The organism is Flavobacterium wongokense, assembly GCF_021608265.1.
Classification (GTDB): domain Bacteria; phylum Bacteroidota; class Bacteroidia; order Flavobacteriales; family Flavobacteriaceae; genus Flavobacterium; species Flavobacterium wongokense.
In genome coordinates, this window is record NZ_JAKIHP010000001.1 from 1,067,583 (window position 1) to 1,088,394 (window position 20,812).

The following is a 20,812-nucleotide window of genomic DNA, read 5'->3' on the forward strand; positions in this document are numbered from 1 at the left end:
ATTAATTTTAAGTCGGTAATTTCTTAAATTTTTACAAGATGATTGAAAAGATAAACCTCAATAACATTCTCTTTTTCGATATTGAAACAGTTCCTGAAACCGAAAACTTCAGCGAGCTTGACAATGAAATGAGAGAACTTTGGGAACAAAAGACCCAATACCAAAGACGCGAAGAATTTACGCCCGAAGACTTTTATGATCGCGCAGGAATCTGGGCAGAATTCGGAAAAATAGTCTGTATTTCTGTGGGCTATTTTGTCAACAAAAGTGACATCCGCAATTTTAGGGTAACTTCCTTTTTTGGTGATGAAAAGAAGATTTTAAAGGATTTTTCCAATCTGCTTGACACTCATTTTAATCAGGCACAACACGTGTTGTGTGGGCATAATGCTAAGGAGTTCGACATTCCCTTTATCGCAAGGCGAATGATTATCAATCAGATTGCCATTCCGGGCAAACTCAATTTATTTGGCAAAAAACCATGGGAAATCCCTCATTTGGATACGTTGGAATTGTGGAAGTTTGGAGATTACAAACATTTCACTTCCTTAAAATTATTGACCAAAATACTGGGAATTCCATCTCCGAAAGGGGATATTGACGGAAGCCAGGTTGCGCATGTTTACTATGTAGAGAAAGACATTGACAGGATCATTACCTATTGTGAAAAGGACGTCATTGCGGTAGCGCAAATTTTCCTGAGGCTCAGACGTGAGGATTTATTGATTGATGACGAAATTATACATGTATAAAAAAAGCCCCGTTTTGCGGGGCTTTTTTATTTTTTAGTTTCTTCGTAAAATAATCTTTTTGGTAACCGATGCCTGTTCGTTTTCGATATTGACCAAATAAATTCCGTCCTGAAGGTTGTCTATTCCAAAAGAGGTATGAACCTGGTTGGTTTCCTTGGAAAGGATTTGCCTTCCCTGTAAATCGAATAGTTTTATGGTTGCAGTTTCAGCCAATCCCGGAATGGAAACATTTACGATTCCTTTGGTTGGATTTGGATAAACACTACTGTTCAAAAACGGATTAGTAACTACAGACAACGCATTCTCAACGCTACACAAGTTAATGCTGAAGCTATTGATAGTACCACCATCTTCGTTATTGTGGTCAAAGACCCTAAGCGTCCATTCTCCGTCAGCTGGTAAGGTATTTAACGAACTTAATGGATCAACAGGCATAACCGTTCCTGATACTGCCGGATTCCCGGCACAACCTAGAGCAGAACCATCATCATCCATGATACAGTTTATGTTCTGAAAGTCTCCGCAAGGAATATCCAATAAAGTAATGATTGGACTTCCAATGGCAGCCGGTCCTTGAAGCGTAACGGTTATGTCACCAATCCAGGTATGAGTAATATCCATGCTCACATTTAAATCCCCGATAGTATATCCGCCTGTAACGGTAACAGGAACAGTCGCTTCAGAATTTGGGACATCTGCAATAACATTGTTGGAAAAATCATCTGCAACAAAGTCATGGTTACAGGTTAAAGTACCAGTAGCAAAGGAATAAGTGCTTGCATTTGCAGCAGTTCCATTTCCACAAGAATTAGAAGGGATTACCCTCCAATAGTATCTTGTAGCCTCATTTAATCCATCTAGGCTATATTCATTATCTGTTACAATATCATTTTGCACAAAGCTTGAAAAATCTGGGAATGTAGAAACCTGAACATTATAGGTTTGTGCATTGGGATGTATAGCCCAGGTCAAATTAGCCGAAGTGGATAATCCGGACTGGCCATTTGTTGGACTCTGCAATGCAATAGGTTGGAAAGTAGCATTGAATATTCTCAAAGATTTATATCGGGTTTCAGTATCAGTAGCACTGGTACCTTTAATTCCAACAAAATATTCATTTGGAGCCACATTATTCAGGCCTGAAATTGTCATCGTAACCGTTCCGTTGGCACTTAAAGAAGCTGGAGCAAATGAAGCCGAAGCTCCGGAAGGTAAATCTACAGCTGAGAATGTCGTTGTTCCGCTGCCGGATTGTGTATAGTTAAAAGTGTACACCGCATTTTGATTGGCACAAACAGTCAGGTTATCTGAAGTTGAATTAAGGGCAAAAGGCGATGATAAACCGGTGATTACCAAAGAATATTTTTGGCTTCCGGTAACCAATGTCCCCTTATGGGTTACAGTAATAGTGTATAATCCTGCAGTTGGAGCATCAATTTTTACCTGTTCAACATTATCAACTGAATTGTCTCCGGTCCTTGTAGCATCAGCACTTGGGTCATTCCCTAATTTCCAAGGGAAATAGGTAGTTGTATTTTTTGTAATCCTAATATCTAAATCGTTCACCAAAGCCGGAGTAGGGTCATTTGCAGGAAGGTTGCCAACATTTGCTTCTCCTGGAACATCGGTCCAGGTAATTGATGCGATAAGCGGAGTAGTTCCACTTGCGTTTACGTTCATTGTCAAAGCTTGGTGGTTGTTCAGGTTTTCTTCAGAAACCCATGTACTCAAACCATTGTTCGTAAGTGTTTCAACTGCTTTTTTTGCATTCAATATTCCCCATCCAAAAGAAGGATCAGGTCCGGGATTACCTCCGTCATCTGCGGTGTGGCAAACCAAACCTTTTAAGGTTGCTGAACGCATAAAGCTGTTGGTCAGATTTTTATAATGTTGTTGTATTAAAACCAAAGTACCGGCAACATTAGGTGAAGCCATCGATGTTCCCGAAGATGCACCGGTTGCAGTATTACTGGTGTTGCTCGTTGAAGTCAGATTTTCCCCGTTTCCGGTAATATCCGGTTTTACCCTATGATCATCAGTAGGTCCTTGGCTGCTGAATCCGCTTATGTCTACATTGGCAGCGTTTATTGTACCATCAGCGGCAGGATTCACGTCTTCACAACTCGCAACAACCAAATTGTTTTTAGCGGTTTTATTGGACACAAGCTTGTCAAATCCAAATGCCATTGGCTCTGGATTATCTTCGGTCTGGCCATCATTTCCGGCAGACATTACAGCAAGGAAATAAGGTGCGTTATACGCAATATCATCCCAAACAACAGCGTCAGGAGAATAGGAGCCGATAAACCACGAAGGAATCGTTACACCATTGCTTGTAATTGGAACACCATAAGAATGATTGGAAATCAACATTCCGTCAACTGCTTCAGAAATTGCTTCAGCATCATCATCATCCCAGTTGAAAGTTCGGGCATTTGCCTGCCAGGCCATTCCTTTTACAGCTGCAGGTGAACCAGCGGCAACCAAGGTTCCGGCAACGTGTGTTGAGTGAAAAACGGTTGTAGTACCTCCGTCATCAACTACGGTAACCCTTCCGCCAAAGGCAGTATGCGAAGCTCTTACATTTCCACCATCCCATTCCCTAACGGTCATTCCCTGCCCATTGAGGTTCAGGCCTAGCGAACCACCAGTATTTAAATGATTTGTCCTTGTTGTTTTTGCGGCATTTACGTTATCGGTTGCATAGTAAATTGGCAGCCCTTCAGGGGAAAGTTTCATTAATTCCGAAATGCTTCCGTCTTCTTTTTCAGTGTAGATTGGCCAGTTTTTAGCTCTCGCAACGGCAATGGCTTTCTTTTTCTCGGCACGGGCTTTTTCTCTGTAAAAAACCTCTTTTTCTTTTAGCAGTTTAATATTGTAATTGGCAGTAATTTTTTGGATATCCTTTTTGGATTGCCCAAAAATGGAACAGCATACAAAAAGAATGGAAAACAACAATAAGTATTTCTTTTTCATAATTTTATAGAAATGGGTTGTGGTTAATAAAAGTTAGCAAATATATATAAACGCTAAAAAAATTATCAATTTTATTGCCAAATAATCATTAAAATTCACTTAATGTTTACTACTTCACAGCGGCTGTAGATAAAAATCGGATTTAATTGTTTAATTGAAAATCGATAAATGTTATATTTACCAAAAAACAACCCATGGTTTTAAGTAGATTTTGGCTGGCTATTTTTGTTTCTTCAATCGCATTTGTAATCTTCAGTTTATTTGCAGGAAACAGCTATACTATTGACAATGTCCTGAACGGAAAGAAGGATGATCCTGTTTTGATTTCAGAGAAATATTTGGAACAATTGCCAAAATTTGTAATGGACAGCATCCAAAAAGCGCCCGACCAAACCATGGTCATCAATAGGGATACCTTGAACGCGGATACGACCTATGTTTATAAAGCTAAGACTGTTAAAATTTATTCTGGTGTCCAAAAATCCGATGGATTGCTGCCAACATGTAAAAACACTTTAATTGATTTAATTCTCCCATTAATTGCTTATTTAGCATTTTTCTGCGGATTGATGCAACTCTTAATTATTTCCGGAGCCACAGAAAAATTGGCTAAAGTTCTGAGTCCGGTTTTCGTAAAAGTGTTTCCGAGTATTCCAAAAGACCATCCATCAATATCCTATATGACCTTAAACTTTGCTGCCAATTTCCTTGGATTGGATTCGGCAGCTACACCATTTGGATTAAAAGCCATGGAAAGTTTACAGGAAATAAATCCGGAAAAAGACAAGGCCAGTGATGCACAAATTATGTTTATGTGCCTGCATGCTTCGGGACTTACCTTGATAGCAACTTCTATTATTGGCTACAGAGCGGCTGCCAATGCAGTTAACCCTGCCGATGTAATGCTGCCGTGTATTATAACCTCTTTTATCGGTACAATTGCTGCGTTCCTTATTGTTGGAATCAAGCAGAAAATTAATTTCAAAAGCGCTTCCTTAGTTGTGGTACTGATGGGATTAATTGCGGCCATAGTTGGTTTGTTGATGTATGTGAACCACTTGGATTTAATTGGCAAAAATTATTTTACATCCAATCTTTCGGCTTTGATATTAGTGGGAATTATTGCTTTTACCTTGATATTTTCCTTTGTTAAAGAAAAGAAATTTGTTGAGGCCAAAACTACTGTTTTTGAAGCTTTTGTTTCAGGAGCCAATGACGGAATTAAAACGGGAGTTACTATTTTTCCTTATGTGTTGGGAATGTTGGTTGCCATTTCCTTATTTAGGAATAGCGGTTTATTCGAAATTATCAGTAATTGGATATCGTTTGGATTTTCTAATATGGGAGTAAGCAAGGAAATTACCGATGCTTTACCAGTTGCCATGCTTCGTCCTTTTAGCTCGGCAGGATCAAGAGGGTTTCTGATTGATTCGATGAATACATTTGGAGCCGATTCCTTAACGGGAAGATTAAGCAGTATTTTTCAATGTAGTGCCGAAAGCACTTTTTATGTAATTGCCGTTTATTTTGGTTCAGTAAATATTAAAAACACCCGTTATGCTTTAGGAACGATGCTTATTGTAGATTTAATTTGTGTGATTACAGCAATCTTTGTGGCGAGTTGGTTTTTTTAAAATAAACAGCATTCAATATGGACTTCAGTGAATCTTTTTCGGAATTCTATGACCAGGTAAAATCGAGCCTGGCGTATGGTACTTTTGCCAAATTAACTTTGGCAAAGACTATTGGCAATACCGATTTGATGAATATCTATGTCCGGCCAATTGTTGATGAAGGTATTTTGAAGATGGAACTTAAATACAAATTCCAGCGCGACGAACAAATGGAAATCCACACAATTGACAAAGCCAAAGAAATTTTGCTTACTTACATCAACAATCCGTTCCTGTCGGCAATATTATTCACAACCGAATTTGATTTGACGTATAAGCTCAATAAAAAAAGAGCCATCAGCATAATCGAAAGCCCAAATACCTTTATGAATCCTTCCGATGTTTTGTTGGATTATCTTAAGTAATAGCCATGAAAAGGATAGCTTCACTCTTAGTGCTTTTGGCAATCATAAGCTGTAAAAAGGAAAATCAGTTGAACAATAGCGTTATTGCCAAAACCGATACAGTAGCTATTGAAAAGAAGTCAATTGCACCAGACACCATTTTTTTTACTTATGATGATAAAACGAAATGGAATGATTTTGCGGTGGTGTATCTATTGGATAAAAAGTATTCAGAAGACAGTATTTGTACTGCAACATTTAAAATAGATTTTAAGGGTTACAACAGGCAGGCAAATTTTTCAAAAACACTCAAAATTAAAGGAGTAGATGAAGGCGCTGAATGGTCGGGCGAACTTGAATTGGATTCTGTAGCTTCTCCTTTAAAAAGAATTGATTTTGGATATCCGGCATGTGGTTATACTCACAATCACTACCTGTTTTATATAGACGGGAATAACTCAAATCTTATTCATGAATGGTTTTCCTCATGGGATAGTGGTTGGGGTTATTGGTCGGGAGTAGTATCCGGAGAACCGCAAGACTTCTATTTTAGGACAGAATCATTATCACCAGTTGAAGAAAGCAGCACTGCTGAAGGTGATTACGAATACGCATCAAACGAATTTACCGATTCCATCCATTTCAAACTGGAAAACAATAAATGGAAGAAAATCTTTCTAACCCAAAAAGACAAAGTCTACAGGAGCCGAAAAGTAAAATTTGAAGAATTCTATAAACAGGATTAAATTACCATTTAAAAAGTTTTATCTTGATTGTTTTATAGTAAAGCAAAAACTTGTTTATTAAGTTTTTTGTAAGTATATTTGCAACGCTATTGGATAATAGCACCTGTCTGGAAGATAGGTTTCATCTGGAGAGATGAGAGGTATTATGATTGAAAAGTCATTAGGTAAGAACGAGCTTATTAGCTTTTCTTCATAATATTTTATTCTATTAAAGACTTGTCGTTCAAGTAAATAATTTAATAATTTATATTATGAAAACAAAAAATTTAATTTTGAAACTAGACTCAGCTTTGAGTCAACAAACTTCTAAAGAAGGAGTGCGAATTAATCGACTTAATTCAAGTATTTCACCTTCCAATTTCATTAAACTCTTAAAATTAGCAGATAATAAAGTAAATCCTAGGACTGCCAAAATTAATCCTATTACTAAAAGTATTCACGAGACTTTAGAAACTTCACCAGAATTATTTTGGTATAAATCAAAAGGAATTTTGCTTTCTACAGAAAGTTGTAAGCTTCTTGATCGAAATAGAATTGAGATTTCTCTTAATGATGATGACCATGAAGGGATTATGGATGGCGGACATAATACATTTGCTATAGCAATTTATCTGATTGAAAAGCTATTCTCATACAAAATTAAAACATGGGATGACTGTAAAGCATATTGGGCTGAACATTATGATGATATAGTGGCCGAATACGATAGTCAAAAAGAGAACTACGAAAATTTTTCTATTCCAATAGAAATTATATATCCAAATGGAGAACTGGGGTCTGAGGATGATTTTCATAATCATATTGCGGAAATTTGTGCTGCCCGCAATAATAATGTTCAACTTACTGCTGCTGCTCGAGGAAACAAAGAGGGCTATTATGAGTATTTAAAAGAGAAGTTGGATCCAAATTTCAAAGTCATCTGGAAGAATGGAGAACAAGGGATAATCAAAGCCGAAGATGTAATTGCAATGGCGACCTTACCTTTAATTTATTTAAAAGAAGGGAATTTACTGCCATCAGATACTAAAACGATAAATAGAATTAGTTTATATTCCGGCAAAGGAAAATGTGTAGAATTTTTTAATAGTGTTTTGGATCATAGTAATATTAGTAATCAAATTGACGGTAAACATATATTATCGGATTCTTATGTCCAATCAGCACTAGGAATGACTGAGGACATAATGAGATTTTTCGATAGACTGTATATAAAATTTCCAGAATTATATAACACCTTCTCGCCTGGGTTTGGAAGAATAAGTTCAGTCGAAAAACATGATAGTGAAAGGCTAACTCTATTTAAAACTTTAAAATCGAAAACGGTTTTTCCTCCTGGATTTATTTATCCTTTACTTTGTGGTTTGACAAGCCTTATGGAAATAAATGCTGATCAAAAAAAGCTTGAGTGGAAGAAAAAGCCCTCCGCTATTGATCTAACTAAACTAAATTTAAATCAGTATGTTGATTTAATAAAAGTTGTAAATTATGATGCTCAAAAGGTAGGAAAATCAGAATTATTCTATCGCGAAAGTCAACGAATATTTGAAAATGTGATCTAATAAAACGGCCCGGAATTCCGGGCCTTTATTATTTAATTGATAACCATTTCCGGGATTTCACCTTCGATAATCAAATCGGCTTCGGTTGAAGCAACGATGTGTTCTACGGTAACACCCGGAGCGCGTTCCAATAGTTTGAAACCTTTTGGCGTAATTTCCAAAACAGCCAATTCGGTTACGACTTTTTTCACACAGCCAACACCTGTTAGTGGCAAAGTACAGCGTTTTAATATTTTGCTTTCACCTGCTTTGTTGACGTGCATCATCGCAACGATAATATTTTCGGCAGAAGCCACCAAATCCATTGCGCCGCCCATTCCCTTAACCATTTTTCCCGGAATTTTCCAATTGGCAATATCTCCGTTTTCGGCAACTTCCATGGCACCAAGAATGGTCAGGTCTACTTTTTGGCTGCGGATCATTCCGAAGCTGAAGGCAGAATCAAAGAAACTTGCTCCTGGCAAAGTCGTGATGGTTTGTTTCCCGGCGTTGATGACATCAGCATCTTCTTCGCCTTCAAAAGGAAAAGGACCCATTCCAAGAACGCCATTTTCACTTTGAAATTCTACCGAAATATCGGTACGGACATAATTGGCCACCAAAGTCGGAATTCCGATTCCAAGATTTACAAAATATTTGTCTTTTACTTCCTTAGCAATTCGTTTTGCGATTTCTTCTTTACCTAACATATCTGGAGGTTTATTTTATTGACTTATAAGTTTGTCTATTATTTCACGCACTTTCATAGTGCTGTATTCTTTGTCTTCACAGTTCATTTCGGGCTGTTGGTTGGCACTCAAAAAAGTATTGAAATCCTTGCATTTGCGGAAGAAATCAAATTCGTTCTTAGAAAAATCGTAAATGACCCCTTTGAACTGATTGACATTTGATGCCATGGCACCACCTACAGCGCCACCACTGCCATAACCGAGGCCTTTTGCCAATCCACTGCCGAACATTCCTTCCATATAGAAAAAGTTACCATCTTTTATCACTCGGTGATACAGATTGGGATTACTTCCGGTTTCATCACGGTCGCCTTTTTTGGCATGTTTGGACATTTCGCGCTGCTTGAAATATAGATTTCCCTGAAACGAAATGGCAAAAATATCCGTAACCTTTGAAGTGTCTTTTACACGGTAAAAGAAAACCTGGTCAACAACATCCTCTTTCTGCAATACTTTGTTGCCAAAGAGACTGCGGCGTTCGATGGTAACCAAAGGGCGTATTTTATTGCTGACGAAATCTTCATAAGAATAGTAAAATCCTTCTTTGTAATCCTTGACAAAATGTTTTTGCGCATATCCTGCTGAGGCAGAAAAAAATGCCAATGCACAAATTGCAGGTAAATAAAGTCGGCGTATCATAATTACGATTTTTTTCTTACCGTTCGCTGTTCAATCCTTTTTTCAAACTTTTCCCCTTTGAAGATACGCTGTACCATGATTCCGGGAATATGGATTTGATTTGGATCTAATGAACCAACAGGCAATAATTCTTCAACTTCGGCGATGGTGATTTTTGCAGCACCAGCCATGCAGGCGTTAAAGTTGCGTGCCGTTCCTTTGAAAATAAGGTTTCCGGCTTCGTCGCCTTTCCAGGCTTTTACGATGGAAAAATCGGCTTTGTATGCCAATTCCATCACGTGCATTTTTCCATTGAATTCGCGTGATTCCTTTCCTTCAGCTACTTCGGTTCCGTAACCTGCAGGAGTGAAGAAAGCTGGAATTCCGGCTTGTGCTGCACGGCATTTTTCAGCCAGGGTTCCTTGTGGGGTAAGCTCTACGTCCAATTCACCCGAAAGCATCTGGCGCTCAAACTCGGCATTTTCGCCAACATAGGAAGAAATCATTTTTTTGATCTGTCTTTTTTGAAGCAATAAGCCCAGTCCAAAATCATCGACACCAGCATTATTGGAAATGCAGGTTAGTCCTGTGGTTTCTTTTTTTACCAATTCGGCTATGCTGTTTTCGGGAATGCCACAAAGGCCAAAACCGCCAAGCATGATGGTCATATTGTCTTCAATGCCCTGTAGTGCTTCGGTAACGGAATTTACTTTTTTGTTAATCATGGTTAGTGTGTGTTCAATATTTTTTGCTCGATTTTACGCAGGCACTAGCCCGGATTGGAGCTAGCTACCATGTAGCGCGGAAAGCCGGATTAGCTTCTAATTTTTATAATCCAAATTCTTCAGTGTTTTGTTCTTCTTCCGGAGGAAGCGCAGTGGAATCGACCTCTACTTTCCTTGGTGTCCAGCAATCCACTTTTATCGAAAGGTTATCAGGTCTTTCAAACTTGTCTTTTGAGACTAACAGGTCTTTATCCTCGTAACATTTTTTCATCATATAACCCCAAATAGGCAGAGCAGCAGTTGCGCCCTGGCCGTAAGTGATTCCCTTGAAACGAGCAGAACGGTCTTCGCAGCCAACCCAAACACCGGTAACCAGGTTAGGCACCATTCCGATAAACCAACCATCGGATTGATTTTGGGAAGTTCCCGTTTTACCGGCGATTTCATTCGTAAACATATAAGGATAACCGGTCCAGCGATTGTCACCGCTTCCGCCGCCCTGCGTCCTCAAACGAACACCCGAACCTTCTTCGGTTACACCTTCCAGAAGTTTGATAACCGCGTACGCAATATCCTTATTAAGAACGTCATGCGTTTCAGGAACCGGTTCGTAAAGAACGACACCGTTTTTATCTTCAATCCTGCTGATGAATTGCGGTTTGATATAAACACCCTGATTGGCAAATGTGCTGTAGGCCGCAACCATATCTTCAACGGTAATTTCAACAGCGCCAAGTGCGATTGATGGTTGGGTAGGAATTTCTGATTTTACGCCCAATTTTTTGGTTAAGGCAACAACCGCTTCGGGACCAACCTTGTCCATTAGTTTTGCCGAAACCGTGTTGATGGAATTTGCCAATGCTTTTTTAAGCGTCACCATTCCGCGGTATTTGTTGTCTGAATTTTTAGGAGTCCAGTCTGCAGTTACGTGGTGCCTTCCAACAGGGATTGTAAATGGCGAATCGATAATCGAATCACAAGGTGACATTCCCAACTGTTCAATGGCTGTTGCGTAAACAAAGGGTTTGAAGGTAGAACCAACCTGTCGTGCACCTTGGCCAACGTGATCGTATTGGAAATATTTATAATCGATTCCGCCAACCCAAGCCTTGATGTGCCCCGTTTGTGGTTCCATAGACATGACACCGGTTTGGAGGAAATGTTTGTAATAACGAATGGAATCAATTGGCGTCATCAGTGTATCGATTTCACCGTTCCATGAAAAGACCTTCATTTTGGTTTTGATATCAAACGAAGCAATGATTTCGTCTTCTGTTTTGTCCAAATCCTTCATTACACGCCAACGCTCTGAGGAACGCATGGCCTTATCCATAATCCTTTTGGTTTCTTCCGGAGTGATTTTCAGAAAAGGCGCATTTTTGTTGTCCTTCTGCTCTTCAAAAAATTGTTTCTGAAGGTTTTTCATGTGAGCCTGAACGGCTTCTTCGGCGTGTTCCTGGATTTTGGAATCGATGGTCGTGTAGATTTTTAATCCGTCGCTGTATATATCCCAATCGCTGCCGTCGGGTTTTTTATTTTCCTTTGCCCAGTTTTTCATGTATTCGCGAAGGAATTCCCTGAAATAGGTTGCGGTTCCTTCTTTATGGCTTTCCGGATGGAAATGTAAAACGATAGGCTGGGCTGCGAGTTTGTTTTTGGTAGCCTCATCCAAAATACCGTTTCGCACCATCTGACCCAAAACCGTGTTTCTTCTTAAACGTACTTTTTCTGCACGGCGCAACGGATTGTAAAGCGATGGGTTTTTCAACATTCCGACGAACATCGCACCCTCATCAACTGTTAAATCCCTTGGTTCTTTACCAAAATAAACTTTGGAAGCCGAACGGATTCCTACTGCCGTGTTCACAAAATCGGCCTTGTTGAGGTACATGGCAATGATTTCGTTTTTAGTATACTGGCGTTCCAGTTTCACTGCGATAATCCATTCCTTTACTTTCTGGATCACACGGAACAGCTTAAAACTTGATCCTTCACCATGGAATAATAATTTTGCTAATTGCTGGGTTAAGGTACTCGCACCGCCATTGGCTCCTAATTTTAAAGCCGCACCAAAGGTTCTTCGGGCATCGATTCCGGAGTGTTCGTAAAAACGTTCATCTTCGGTTGCAACAAGGGCTTTTACTAAATGTGGTGGTAAATCTTCATATTTGATTGGCGTCCTGTTTTCGTTGTAAAATTTCCCAATTGTTACACCGTCAGAAGATATGATTTCGGTAGCCAGATTGGATTCAGGATTTTCCAAATCTTCAAATGAAGGCATGCTTCCAAAAAATCCCCATGAAGCCAAAAGGAAAAACAAGGCCATGACACCCATTCCATAAAAGAATAATTTCCAAAATTTCTTTTTGTAGTAGTTGATGTCTTTGACGGTAGCTGTGTTATTTTTTTGTGCCATAATTTATTCTGTAGATTCTATTCTAAAACCAACATCGGAAATGCCGGGAAGCAAAGTAACACCTTCAATTTTTCCTGTTTGTCTGGTCGCATGCCTGATGTGGATTTTATATATTCCTTTTTGGGTAAATTTTTCTTTGTCTTTATAAAAAAGCTTATTTTCCTTGATGTCCGAAAAGCCGTCTCCAAGAAGCGTGCCGTCGGGATTGGTCATTTGGTACTCCAAAGTATCCACTTTTATCCTGTGATTTGGCTGTTCCAACGAAACAATCAGGAACAGGTTGTTGAATGGATAATCGTCATTATCCCTCACATTCACATATAAATTATAGAACTTTTTTGAATCGAGCTGTGGCAAATCAAAAGTCACGATACTGTCTTTATGCCAGGCATTTCCAACGGATTTATATTGGTCAAAAACTCTTTTCTTATCACAAGAAACAAGCAAAAGCAACACTAAAATAAAAAGGATGCTATTCTTTATTTTCATTCTTTTTTATGATTATGGGTTTTTTGTTTTGTGGGTTTTGTTTCTTATTCTGGCCTTGGTTCTGATTTTGTTTTTGACCTTTATCCTGAGCCTGGTTTGGCTGCCTGTTCGGCTTGGCCTCAGGTTTATTTTGCCCTTGATTTAACTTTGGGCCATTGGTCTTTGCTTCTGAAGGGTTCTGGCTCGAAACCTTGTTTTTATTTTTATTTTTGTTTCGGTTTTTGCTCTTTTTGGGTTGGTCAAAACGCGTCAGGCTCTCTTGTCCCATAGCATTATTAAAGTCTTTTTCCGGTTCGGCAACGGTTTCGATTGCAAAGTCTTCCAACGAACTTACTTTTTTATTCTGTTTGTTTTCGGCAATGATTTCCTTTACCTGTTCAATGTTCAGCACATGCCAATTTGCAAAGTTTTCGGTATACGCAAACCACATCAGGCCTTTAAAAATATCCTGCTTTTGGCAGACAGCATCGCCTTTTTCGGTTTTTAATTTGGTTTCAAAATCAGGGAAACCTTTAAGCGCATCCATGTAAGTATCCAACTCATAGTTCAAACAGCATTTTAGTTTACCGCATTGCCCTGCCAGTTTTTGTGGATTCAATGACAACTGCTGATAACGTGCTGCAGAAGTATTTACACTCCTGAAATCGGTTAACCAGGTGGAACAGCACAATTCCCTTCCGCAAGAGCCAATTCCGCCCAAACGTGATGCTTCCTGACGTAAACCAACCTGTTTCATCTCAATTCTCGTGCTGAATACACGCGAATAATCCTTGATTAGCAGCCTGAAATCGACACGGTCGTTTGCGGTATAATAAAAAGTAACTTTGGAGCCATCACCTTGGAATTCTACATCCGAAATTTTCATTTCGAGTTTGTGGACAATAGCCAATTCACGTGCTTTTACCTGCATTGCAGCTTCCTTATCACGGGCTTCACTCCAAATATCAATGTCTTTTTGGGATGCTTTTCGGTATATTTTAGCAATTTCGGCGCTCTCCTGTTTTACACCTTTTTTCTTCATTTGGATTTTAACCAACTCACCGGTCAAAGTAACAATGCCAACGTCATGTCCGGGTGAAGCTTCAGTAGCCACAATGTCTCCGATGCTTAAGGTTAGCTTTTCGGTATTGCGGAAAAAATCCTTTCTTCCATTCTTGAAACGGACCTCGACACAGTCAAAAGGGGTCTCTCCGTTGGGCAGGCTCATGTTCGCCAGCCAATCAAAAACAGTTAATTTGTTGCAGCTATCGGTGCCACAGGTTCCATTATTTTTACAACCTTTTGGCGCACTACCATCTGAGGTTGAACAACTTTGACAAGCCATAATTATATATCGAGTGTTGCAAAAAGCAACTTATAATTCATAAAACGTTAAAAGTGTAAAGATAGTATTTTTTGAAGGTTTAAAAATTCTTTTCGCAGATTTTGCTTCTATTTGTTTTAGCGGCCAAAAAAGTACTATTTTAGCTTCAACCTAAAAATAATCCTTAATATGAAAAAAATCAAATTTATCGCTATGGCACTGGTCGCGGGAATGATTTTCTCGTGTTCATCTTCTGATGGTGCAGATACCTCTGGGGAATTGAACGGGAAATGGTACAATAAGGAAACTATTGTATTCGGGCAGACCTATCCTTATGATGATCACGAATCTTGCGGGAAAGACTATTTGCAATTCAACCCAGATGGAACAGGAGCTTTTGTGGATATTTACCAATGTGATCCTTACTCTGATCCTTTTACTTATACCAGATCAGGAGATAATGTTACAGTTCTTTTTGGAGGGGAAGACGCAGAAACTGCCAAAATCATTGAGCTCTCATCAACGACTTTAAAAGTTAAGGTTATTTATGATTATGATGAAGACGGAGATAATGATACCGTAATTGAAGTTTACACCAGAACATAAAAAAAGCCGACTTTTTAGTCGGCTTTTTTTATTGAATAATCTTGAACAGTTTATCAGACAAACGAATTCGGAAAGGCAAGGGCATAGTGACTTTATCACCAGCTTTTGCCACCGAATTTTCACTTCCGTTGACCAACATTTTTTCGATAATAATTTCCTCGTTCCCTGTTGTTGGTCCTGAAATCAAAATTTTATCTCCAACTGCAATTTCCTGGTTCTCGATAATGAAAAGCCCAATTTGCGGTTTAGCGTAATAATGCTCTGCTTTTCCAATCAAGGTTTTCTTGATTTTTATTTTCTGGCGGATGTCTTTCTTTTCTGCAACAGCTAAAGGTTTGTCTGAAAGTTCTCCTGAATGCTTGAACAACAGTTTTTCCGATTTTCCTTTCCTAAAAATCATGTTGCCGTTTTTCACGCCACGACGCAATTTTACCTGATCTGCCAACGACATATGGATGATTTCCTGACATTCAGTTGAGCAACAATTTTCCATTGCAGATTTACATTCATCGCATTGAATGAATAATAAATGACAGCCTTCATTTTCACAGTTCGTGTGATTATCGCAAGGTTTTCCGCATTGATGGCATTGCGAAACGATATCATCAGTAATTCTTTCACCAAGGCGATGATCGAAAACGAAATTTTTCCCAATGAATTTGCTTTCCAAACCTTCTTCCTGGATTTGTTTGGCATAATTGATAATTCCGCCTTCCAATTGGTAGACATTCTTAAACCCCTGATGCTTAAAATAAGCCGAAGCCTTTTCACAACGGATTCCGCCAGTGCAATACATCACAAGGTTCTTATCTTCTTCGTGGCCTTTCAACTGGTGGTGAATAATAGGTAAACTTTCACGGAATGTCTCTACATCAGGCGTAATGGCGCCTTTAAAATGGCCGATTTCGCTTTCATAATGATTCCTGAAATCGACTACAATCGTATTTGGATCGTCCAAAATCTGATTGAATTCCTTTGCTTTTAGGTGCACGCCAATATTGGTCACATCAAAGGTTTCGTCGTTCAAACCATCGGCAACAATCTTGTCACGGACTTTTACTGTCAACTTCAAAAACGAATGATCATCATGTTCAACCGCTACATTCAGACGAATGTCTTTCATAAAGTCATAGGCTTCCAAAGTTTCGCGGAACGCTTCAAAATTTTCGGCAGGAACACTCATCTGGGCATTGATTCCTTCTTTGGCGACATAAGTACGGCCAAGCGCATCAAGCTTATTCCATTCGATAAAAAGATTGTCGCGAAATTGTTGCGGGTTTTCAATTTTGGCATACGCATAAAAAGACAAAGTAAGCCTTTGTTTGCCGGCTTGATCAATAAGCTCGGCTCTTTCTTCTGCGCTTAAGGTGTTATACAGTTGCATGCTATAAACGTTTAAGTGAGAAATATTTGTGGGTTCTAAATGGAAGAATCCGCGGCAAATTTACATTATTTTTAAAAATAAAAAAACCACGAGGTGAATCGTGGTTTGTATTTGTGTCTGATTACAGCTTAACAGAATTCCGCGTAAGCATCTTTCAGGTTTTCGGCAATCAATTCAGCCGGACGGCCTTCAATGTGGTGACGTTCCAACATGTGAACCAATTCACCATCTTTGAATAAGGCCATGCTTGGCGATGATGGAGGAAAAGGAAACATTTCCTCTCTGGCTGCATCAACAGCTTCTTTGTCGACACCAGCAAAAACCGTTACCAAATGGTCTGGTTTTTTTGCTCCGTCTAAACTCATTTTTGCTCCAGGACGAGCATTTCTTGCAGCACATCCACAAACCGAATTTACAACCACAAGTGTTGTTCCTTCAGCCTTAATGGCATTTTTTACGTCTGTTGCATTATATAATTCCTGAAAACCAGCGTCTGAAAGTTCAGCTCTCATTGGTTTTACCATTTCTTCTGGATACATATTTTTTTAATTTTAGATTGTAGATATACGATATTAGATTTAAAAATCTCCTGCAAAGATAATGAGAATTCCTTTTTTTAATTTTAAAGAAATCATAAAGATTTTCAATAGCCTTATAGTCTGAAAATCCTGCCAAACAATGCGCGGATGAAAAGTCCTTTTGGACATTTCCAGATTACTTTTAAATCTTCCGGAAACGAAGTTTGCTCGTCGAGGAATCTGAAGATTAGTGTTGGGTATCCTTTTTTGAAAAGTGCTGAAAAAACCTGATGGCCCAAATCATTCCTTCGGCTTAAAACATCCAAAAACAACAAATCATAAAACCAGAATTTGTCTTTTTTATGGAATTTCCTAAAGTCGGTTTCAGTTTTCAGAAATTGCACTAATGCTTTTGATTTCCTGACTGTATTTTTAAAAGTATAACCTGTACTCGCTTTGGTCCAACCTCCGGCAGAGCCAATGTTGATAATGTTTTTGGTGTTGTGTTTCCAAAATGGATAGGACGTCATTGGAATGTTGCCCTGTTCTTTTTCGATAATTTCGTAATCAGAAATTCCGAGTTTTTGAATGTAGTTTTGGATTTCGGTTTCGTATTCTTCTTTAGACAATAAATTTTTTGAGAACAAAGTATATTCAATCAGTGCTTCGGTTTCGGAAGTTGGCAAAACATACATGAAACGTGTATTGCCTTTCTGTTCGACAGAAAAATCCATGAACGTAGCGCAATCCGGATTGAAAACAGCTTCGTTGCTTTTGATAAACCAACCGATAAAATGCTGCTGCAAAAGCGGATATTTGGTTTGGGCTTTTACCAATTCAGCATTAAAAATAGAATTAAAAATCTTGTTGCAGGTAAAACTTTCCGTATCAGTTTTTACCACACAATGATTACCCAACTCCTGGAAATCCAGTACTTTTTGATTGGAAAAATGAATGTTGGAATATTTGGAGATTGTTTCAGAAACCAACTTATAGAAATCCAAACCCTTAATCATTTTATATTGATAGGGATTGAGATTTAATTCTCTTTGAAAGTTTTTATCGGCAAAAAGGGCAGAATTCCATTTCTTGGAGATTATTTCATCAAACAAATTATTTTCATCCCAAAAACACCAGGTTCTGTCATTGTTTTTTTTGGAATCCGAATCAATTAAAAGTATCGTTTTATCTTCAAATTTACCGGAAACGGCCATTTCATAAACCGTCATCAAAGCGGATAAACCCGAGCCTGTAAAAATGTAATGGTAGTGTTTCATTTATATCCGGAAGGAACAACCGAGCGCCAAATAATAGTCGGGTGCATTTTCGGTGATACCAACTCCTGAAGACAAATCTACCATAAAATTGTTGTTTATCAAATAGGTAAAGCCAGCGTCAGCATTGTGGTTTGCTTTATCCTTTTCAGGAGCAAAACCAAAAATCTCGGCATAACAACCCAGTTTTTTGTTGATGGAATAACCAGTTGTCAGTGTATAGACAAAAATGGTTTCGGGTGTCACTCCGTCCCATTCGCAGCCTAAATTGTAACCCAAAGAAAATTTATCTGAAAGCGTGTGCTGCATCGTAAACCTAAATTCCGGAGCCACAAAATCATTTTTATATCTTGACGAAGCAGCGTTTGGCAAAGCAATATGCCCAATGAAAGAAGTCTTGGGAATTATGCCTTTTTCTTCGCAAAGCCCCACTTTAAAGCCAATCAAAATTGGAGTAAAGCCATCACTTTTTTCATCAAAATTTTTCTCGGAAACATATTCGGTAATCAAACGCAATTCAAAATTCTCATTCACACCATATTTCCATAGTACAGAAGGCAGGCTATTGGAAGTGCTATTTTCCTCATTTTTTTGATAAGTAAAACCGGTCTCAACCTGGAACATTCCTTTTGGGACAATGGCTGGCGTTTCGGTTTGGTCTGGACGGTCTGCCTGGATAGGATCGTTTTGGGCAAATAATGAAGAAGTTGCTAAGGCAGAAAATAAGAGGAGTGTCTTTTTCATGTTTATAAAATTATTTTTAGACAAATCTAAAAATATATTTACTGTAATCAAATTTATTTTATATTTGTGCAAAAGTTTATAAAATGGCTAAATCATTAGAGGAAGTAAATCAGTCGGTTGCAACCGAAAATAAGAAAACAGGTTTTAGAAAAATTTTGGCATTCCTTGGCCCGGCGTATTTAATCAGTGTGGGTTATATGGATCCTGGAAACTGGGCAACCGATATTGCCGGAGGAAGCCAGTTTGGATATGCCCTGCTTTGGGTGTTGCTGATGAGCAACATTATGGCGCTGCTTTTGCAAAGCCTCAGTGCGCGTCTGGGAATTGTTACACAGCGTGATTTGGCGCAGGCTTCACGCGAAACCTATTCTCCCTTTGTCAATTACATACTTTATTTCCTGGCAGAAATTGCCATAGCTGCCTGTGATTTGGCGGAGGTTCTCGGTATGGCGATTGGGCTTAACCTGCTCTTTGATATTTCCCTGATTCAAGGGGTTTTGATAACGGTTTTAGATACTTTCATATTGCTGTTTTTGATTAATAAAGGAATCCGGAAAATGGAAGCCTTCATTATAGCATTAGTAATGATCATTGGAGTTTCATTCATCATAGAAATGATCTTTGCCCAACCTGAAGTTGGCAAAATCATGACCGGATTGATTCCTTCCTTACCAAATGAAAATGCTTTGTACATCGCCATCGGAATTATAGGAGCGACGGTGATGCCCCATAATTTGTACCTGCATTCCTCTTTGGTGCAAACCCGAAAGTTCGACCGAAGCAAAGCTGGAATCAGGCAGGCCTTGAAGTATAATTTTATCGATTCGACCATAGCATTGAATCTCGCATTCTTTGTAAATGCGGCTATTTTGATTTTGGGCGCAGCGGTATTTTATCAAAACGGAATGTTTGATGTTGCAGAAATCCAGGACGCGCATCGGTTTTTGGAACCTTTATTGGGAACCAAATGGGCACCAATATTATTTGCTGTAGCCTTGATTGCAGCTGGGCAAAGCTCAACAATTACAGGAACTTTAGCCGGACAGATTGTGATGGAAGGCTATCTTAATTTAAGGATACAACCCTGGGTAAGGCGAATCATTACGCGTTTGATTGCCATTGTTCCGGCAGTAATCGTAATCTTGGTTTATGGTGAAAGTGTAACCGGGAAAATGCTGATTTTGAGCCAGGTGATTCTGAGCCTGCAATTGGGATTTGCCATTATTCCGCTAATCCATTTTGTCAGCGATAAATCGAAAATGAAAGGATTCGAAATCAGTACCACAACGCAAATTGCCTCTTGGATTATAGCGGTAATCATTGTTTCGCTGAATGCAAAATTGGTTTTTAATGAAATCCAGGGTTGGCTTGAAACTTCTGAAAACCCAATTGTTTTGTGGTGTACTGTAGTTCCGATTGCCATTGGATTCCTGTTTTTGCTCATCTACATTATCTTCAAACCTTTTGTAAGCGAAGCAAAGGAGATCATCGAAAATCATTTGCCACACAACACGGTTATTAAACTTCATACTGAGAAAAATTATTCCAAAAAGAGCATTGCTGTTTCGGTTGATTTTTCAGGAGCAGATGAAAAGGCATTGAACCATGCATTTGACATAGGTGGAAAGGATGCAAATTACACTTTGATACATGTTGTAGAAACCGTTGGCGCCATGATCTATGGAAGCACTACCAGCGATCACGAGACTTCGGTTGATGAACAGCTATTGTTGGACTACAAAAAGCTTTTGGAAGAAAAAGGATTCCATATTGAAGTTAAGTTGGGATTTGGAAAACCCGGAAAAATCATTCCAAAAATTATCAACGAAGGCCGTTTCGATTTGCTGATCATGGGAACGCATGGCCATACCGGCTTCAAAGATTTGATTTTTGGAACCACGGTAGATAATGTTCGTCACAAAATAAACATACCTTTGTTTATTGTAAAAAATTAAGG

General features: G+C 38.8%; 18 protein-coding genes. 7 read left to right on the forward strand and 11 right to left on the reverse strand.

Annotated features, from left to right (window positions below; all coding sequences use genetic code 11):
* Positions 1–38 precede the first annotated feature (38 nt).
* Positions 39–752 (forward strand): 3'-5' exonuclease, encoded by a 714-nt coding sequence (locus L1S31_RS04565; RefSeq protein WP_236462809.1) that lies wholly within the window; start codon positions 39–41, stop codon positions 750–752.
* Between the two features lie 33 nt (positions 753–785).
* On the opposite strand, the gene L1S31_RS04570 is transcribed toward L1S31_RS04565, so the two are convergent.
* On the reverse strand, positions 786–3,728 hold the full coding sequence (locus L1S31_RS04570) for a S8 family serine peptidase (protein WP_236462812.1): 2,943 nt from the start codon (positions 3,726–3,728) through the stop codon (positions 786–788).
* A 194-nt stretch (positions 3,729–3,922) separates the two neighbouring features.
* On the opposite strand from L1S31_RS04570, the gene L1S31_RS04575 reads away from it, so the two are divergent.
* From L1S31_RS04575 to L1S31_RS04590, 4 genes are all read left to right on the forward strand, one after another.
* Positions 3,923–5,362 (forward strand): spore maturation protein, encoded by a 1,440-nt coding sequence (locus L1S31_RS04575; protein WP_236462815.1) that lies wholly within the window; start codon positions 3,923–3,925, stop codon positions 5,360–5,362.
* A gap of 17 nt (positions 5,363–5,379) precedes the next feature.
* The gene (locus L1S31_RS04580; RefSeq protein WP_236462818.1) at positions 5,380–5,766 is read left to right on the forward strand and encodes a hypothetical protein; all 387 of its coding nucleotides are present in this window, start codon (positions 5,380–5,382) and stop codon (positions 5,764–5,766) included.
* A 5-nt stretch (positions 5,767–5,771) separates the two neighbouring features.
* Positions 5,772–6,491, forward strand: coding sequence for a hypothetical protein (locus L1S31_RS04585; RefSeq protein ID WP_236462821.1), 720 nt, complete (start codon positions 5,772–5,774; stop codon positions 6,489–6,491).
* Positions 6,492–6,742: 251 nt separating this feature from the next.
* Positions 6,743–8,050: an AIPR family protein gene (locus tag L1S31_RS04590; RefSeq protein ID WP_236462824.1), complete on the forward strand. Its 1,308-nt coding sequence runs from the start codon at positions 6,743–6,745 to the stop codon at positions 8,048–8,050.
* Between the two features lie 32 nt (positions 8,051–8,082).
* Here the strand turns inward: L1S31_RS04590 and L1S31_RS04595 are convergent, their stop codons facing one another.
* From L1S31_RS04595 to L1S31_RS04620, 6 genes are all read right to left on the reverse strand, one after another.
* A complete protein-coding gene (locus L1S31_RS04595; RefSeq protein WP_236462827.1) occupies positions 8,083–8,739 on the reverse strand; it encodes a 3-oxoacid CoA-transferase subunit B in 657 nt (218 codons plus the stop codon).
* Positions 8,740–8,754: 15 nt separating this feature from the next.
* A complete protein-coding gene (locus L1S31_RS04600; RefSeq protein WP_236462830.1) occupies positions 8,755–9,417 on the reverse strand; it encodes a hypothetical protein in 663 nt (220 codons plus the stop codon).
* A 2-nt stretch (positions 9,418–9,419) separates the two neighbouring features.
* On the reverse strand, positions 9,420–10,121 hold the full coding sequence (locus L1S31_RS04605) for a CoA transferase subunit A (RefSeq protein WP_236462832.1): 702 nt from the start codon (positions 10,119–10,121) through the stop codon (positions 9,420–9,422).
* A 103-nt stretch (positions 10,122–10,224) separates the two neighbouring features.
* Entirely contained in the window at positions 10,225–12,537 is a 2,313-nt protein-coding gene (locus L1S31_RS04610; RefSeq protein WP_236462835.1) for a penicillin-binding protein 1A, read from the reverse strand.
* Positions 12,538–12,540: 3 nt separating this feature from the next.
* Positions 12,541–13,026, reverse strand: a complete 486-nt coding sequence (locus L1S31_RS04615; protein WP_236462838.1) for a gliding motility lipoprotein GldH — start codon at positions 13,024–13,026, stop codon at positions 12,541–12,543.
* Positions 13,010–14,350, reverse strand: coding sequence for a PSP1 domain-containing protein (locus L1S31_RS04620; RefSeq protein ID WP_236462842.1), 1,341 nt, complete (start codon positions 14,348–14,350; stop codon positions 13,010–13,012). The genes L1S31_RS04615 and L1S31_RS04620 overlap by 17 nt, the downstream gene beginning before the upstream one ends.
* 168 nt (positions 14,351–14,518) lie before the next feature.
* On the opposite strand from L1S31_RS04620, the gene L1S31_RS04625 reads away from it, so the two are divergent.
* Positions 14,519–14,935, forward strand: a complete 417-nt coding sequence (locus tag L1S31_RS04625) for a lipocalin-like domain-containing protein (protein ID WP_236462844.1) — start codon at positions 14,519–14,521, stop codon at positions 14,933–14,935.
* Between the two features lie 28 nt (positions 14,936–14,963).
* Here L1S31_RS04625 and trhO read toward each other — a convergent pair whose 3' ends face one another.
* The 4 genes from trhO to L1S31_RS04645 all read right to left on the reverse strand — a co-directional run bounded on the left by trhO (position 14,964) and on the right by L1S31_RS04645 (position 18,855).
* On the reverse strand, positions 14,964–16,319 hold the full coding sequence (gene trhO / locus L1S31_RS04630) for an oxygen-dependent tRNA uridine(34) hydroxylase TrhO (protein ID WP_236462846.1): 1,356 nt from the start codon (positions 16,317–16,319) through the stop codon (positions 14,964–14,966).
* A gap of 128 nt (positions 16,320–16,447) precedes the next feature.
* Entirely contained in the window at positions 16,448–16,858 is a 411-nt protein-coding gene (locus L1S31_RS04635) for a BrxA/BrxB family bacilliredoxin (RefSeq protein WP_236462849.1), read from the reverse strand.
* 113 nt (positions 16,859–16,971) lie between these two features.
* Positions 16,972–18,114, reverse strand: coding sequence for a lycopene cyclase family protein (locus L1S31_RS04640; RefSeq protein WP_236462853.1), 1,143 nt, complete (start codon positions 18,112–18,114; stop codon positions 16,972–16,974).
* Positions 18,115–18,855 (reverse strand): transporter, encoded by a 741-nt coding sequence (locus L1S31_RS04645; RefSeq protein ID WP_236462856.1) that lies wholly within the window; start codon positions 18,853–18,855, stop codon positions 18,115–18,117.
* Between the two features lie 83 nt (positions 18,856–18,938).
* Between L1S31_RS04645 and L1S31_RS04650 the strand changes: the two genes are divergently transcribed.
* Positions 18,939–20,810 carry an Nramp family divalent metal transporter gene (locus L1S31_RS04650; RefSeq protein ID WP_236462859.1) on the forward strand — a complete coding sequence of 624 codons (1,872 nt, stop codon included), beginning with the start codon at positions 18,939–18,941 and terminating at the stop codon, positions 20,808–20,810.
* Positions 20,811–20,812 lie beyond the last annotated feature (2 nt).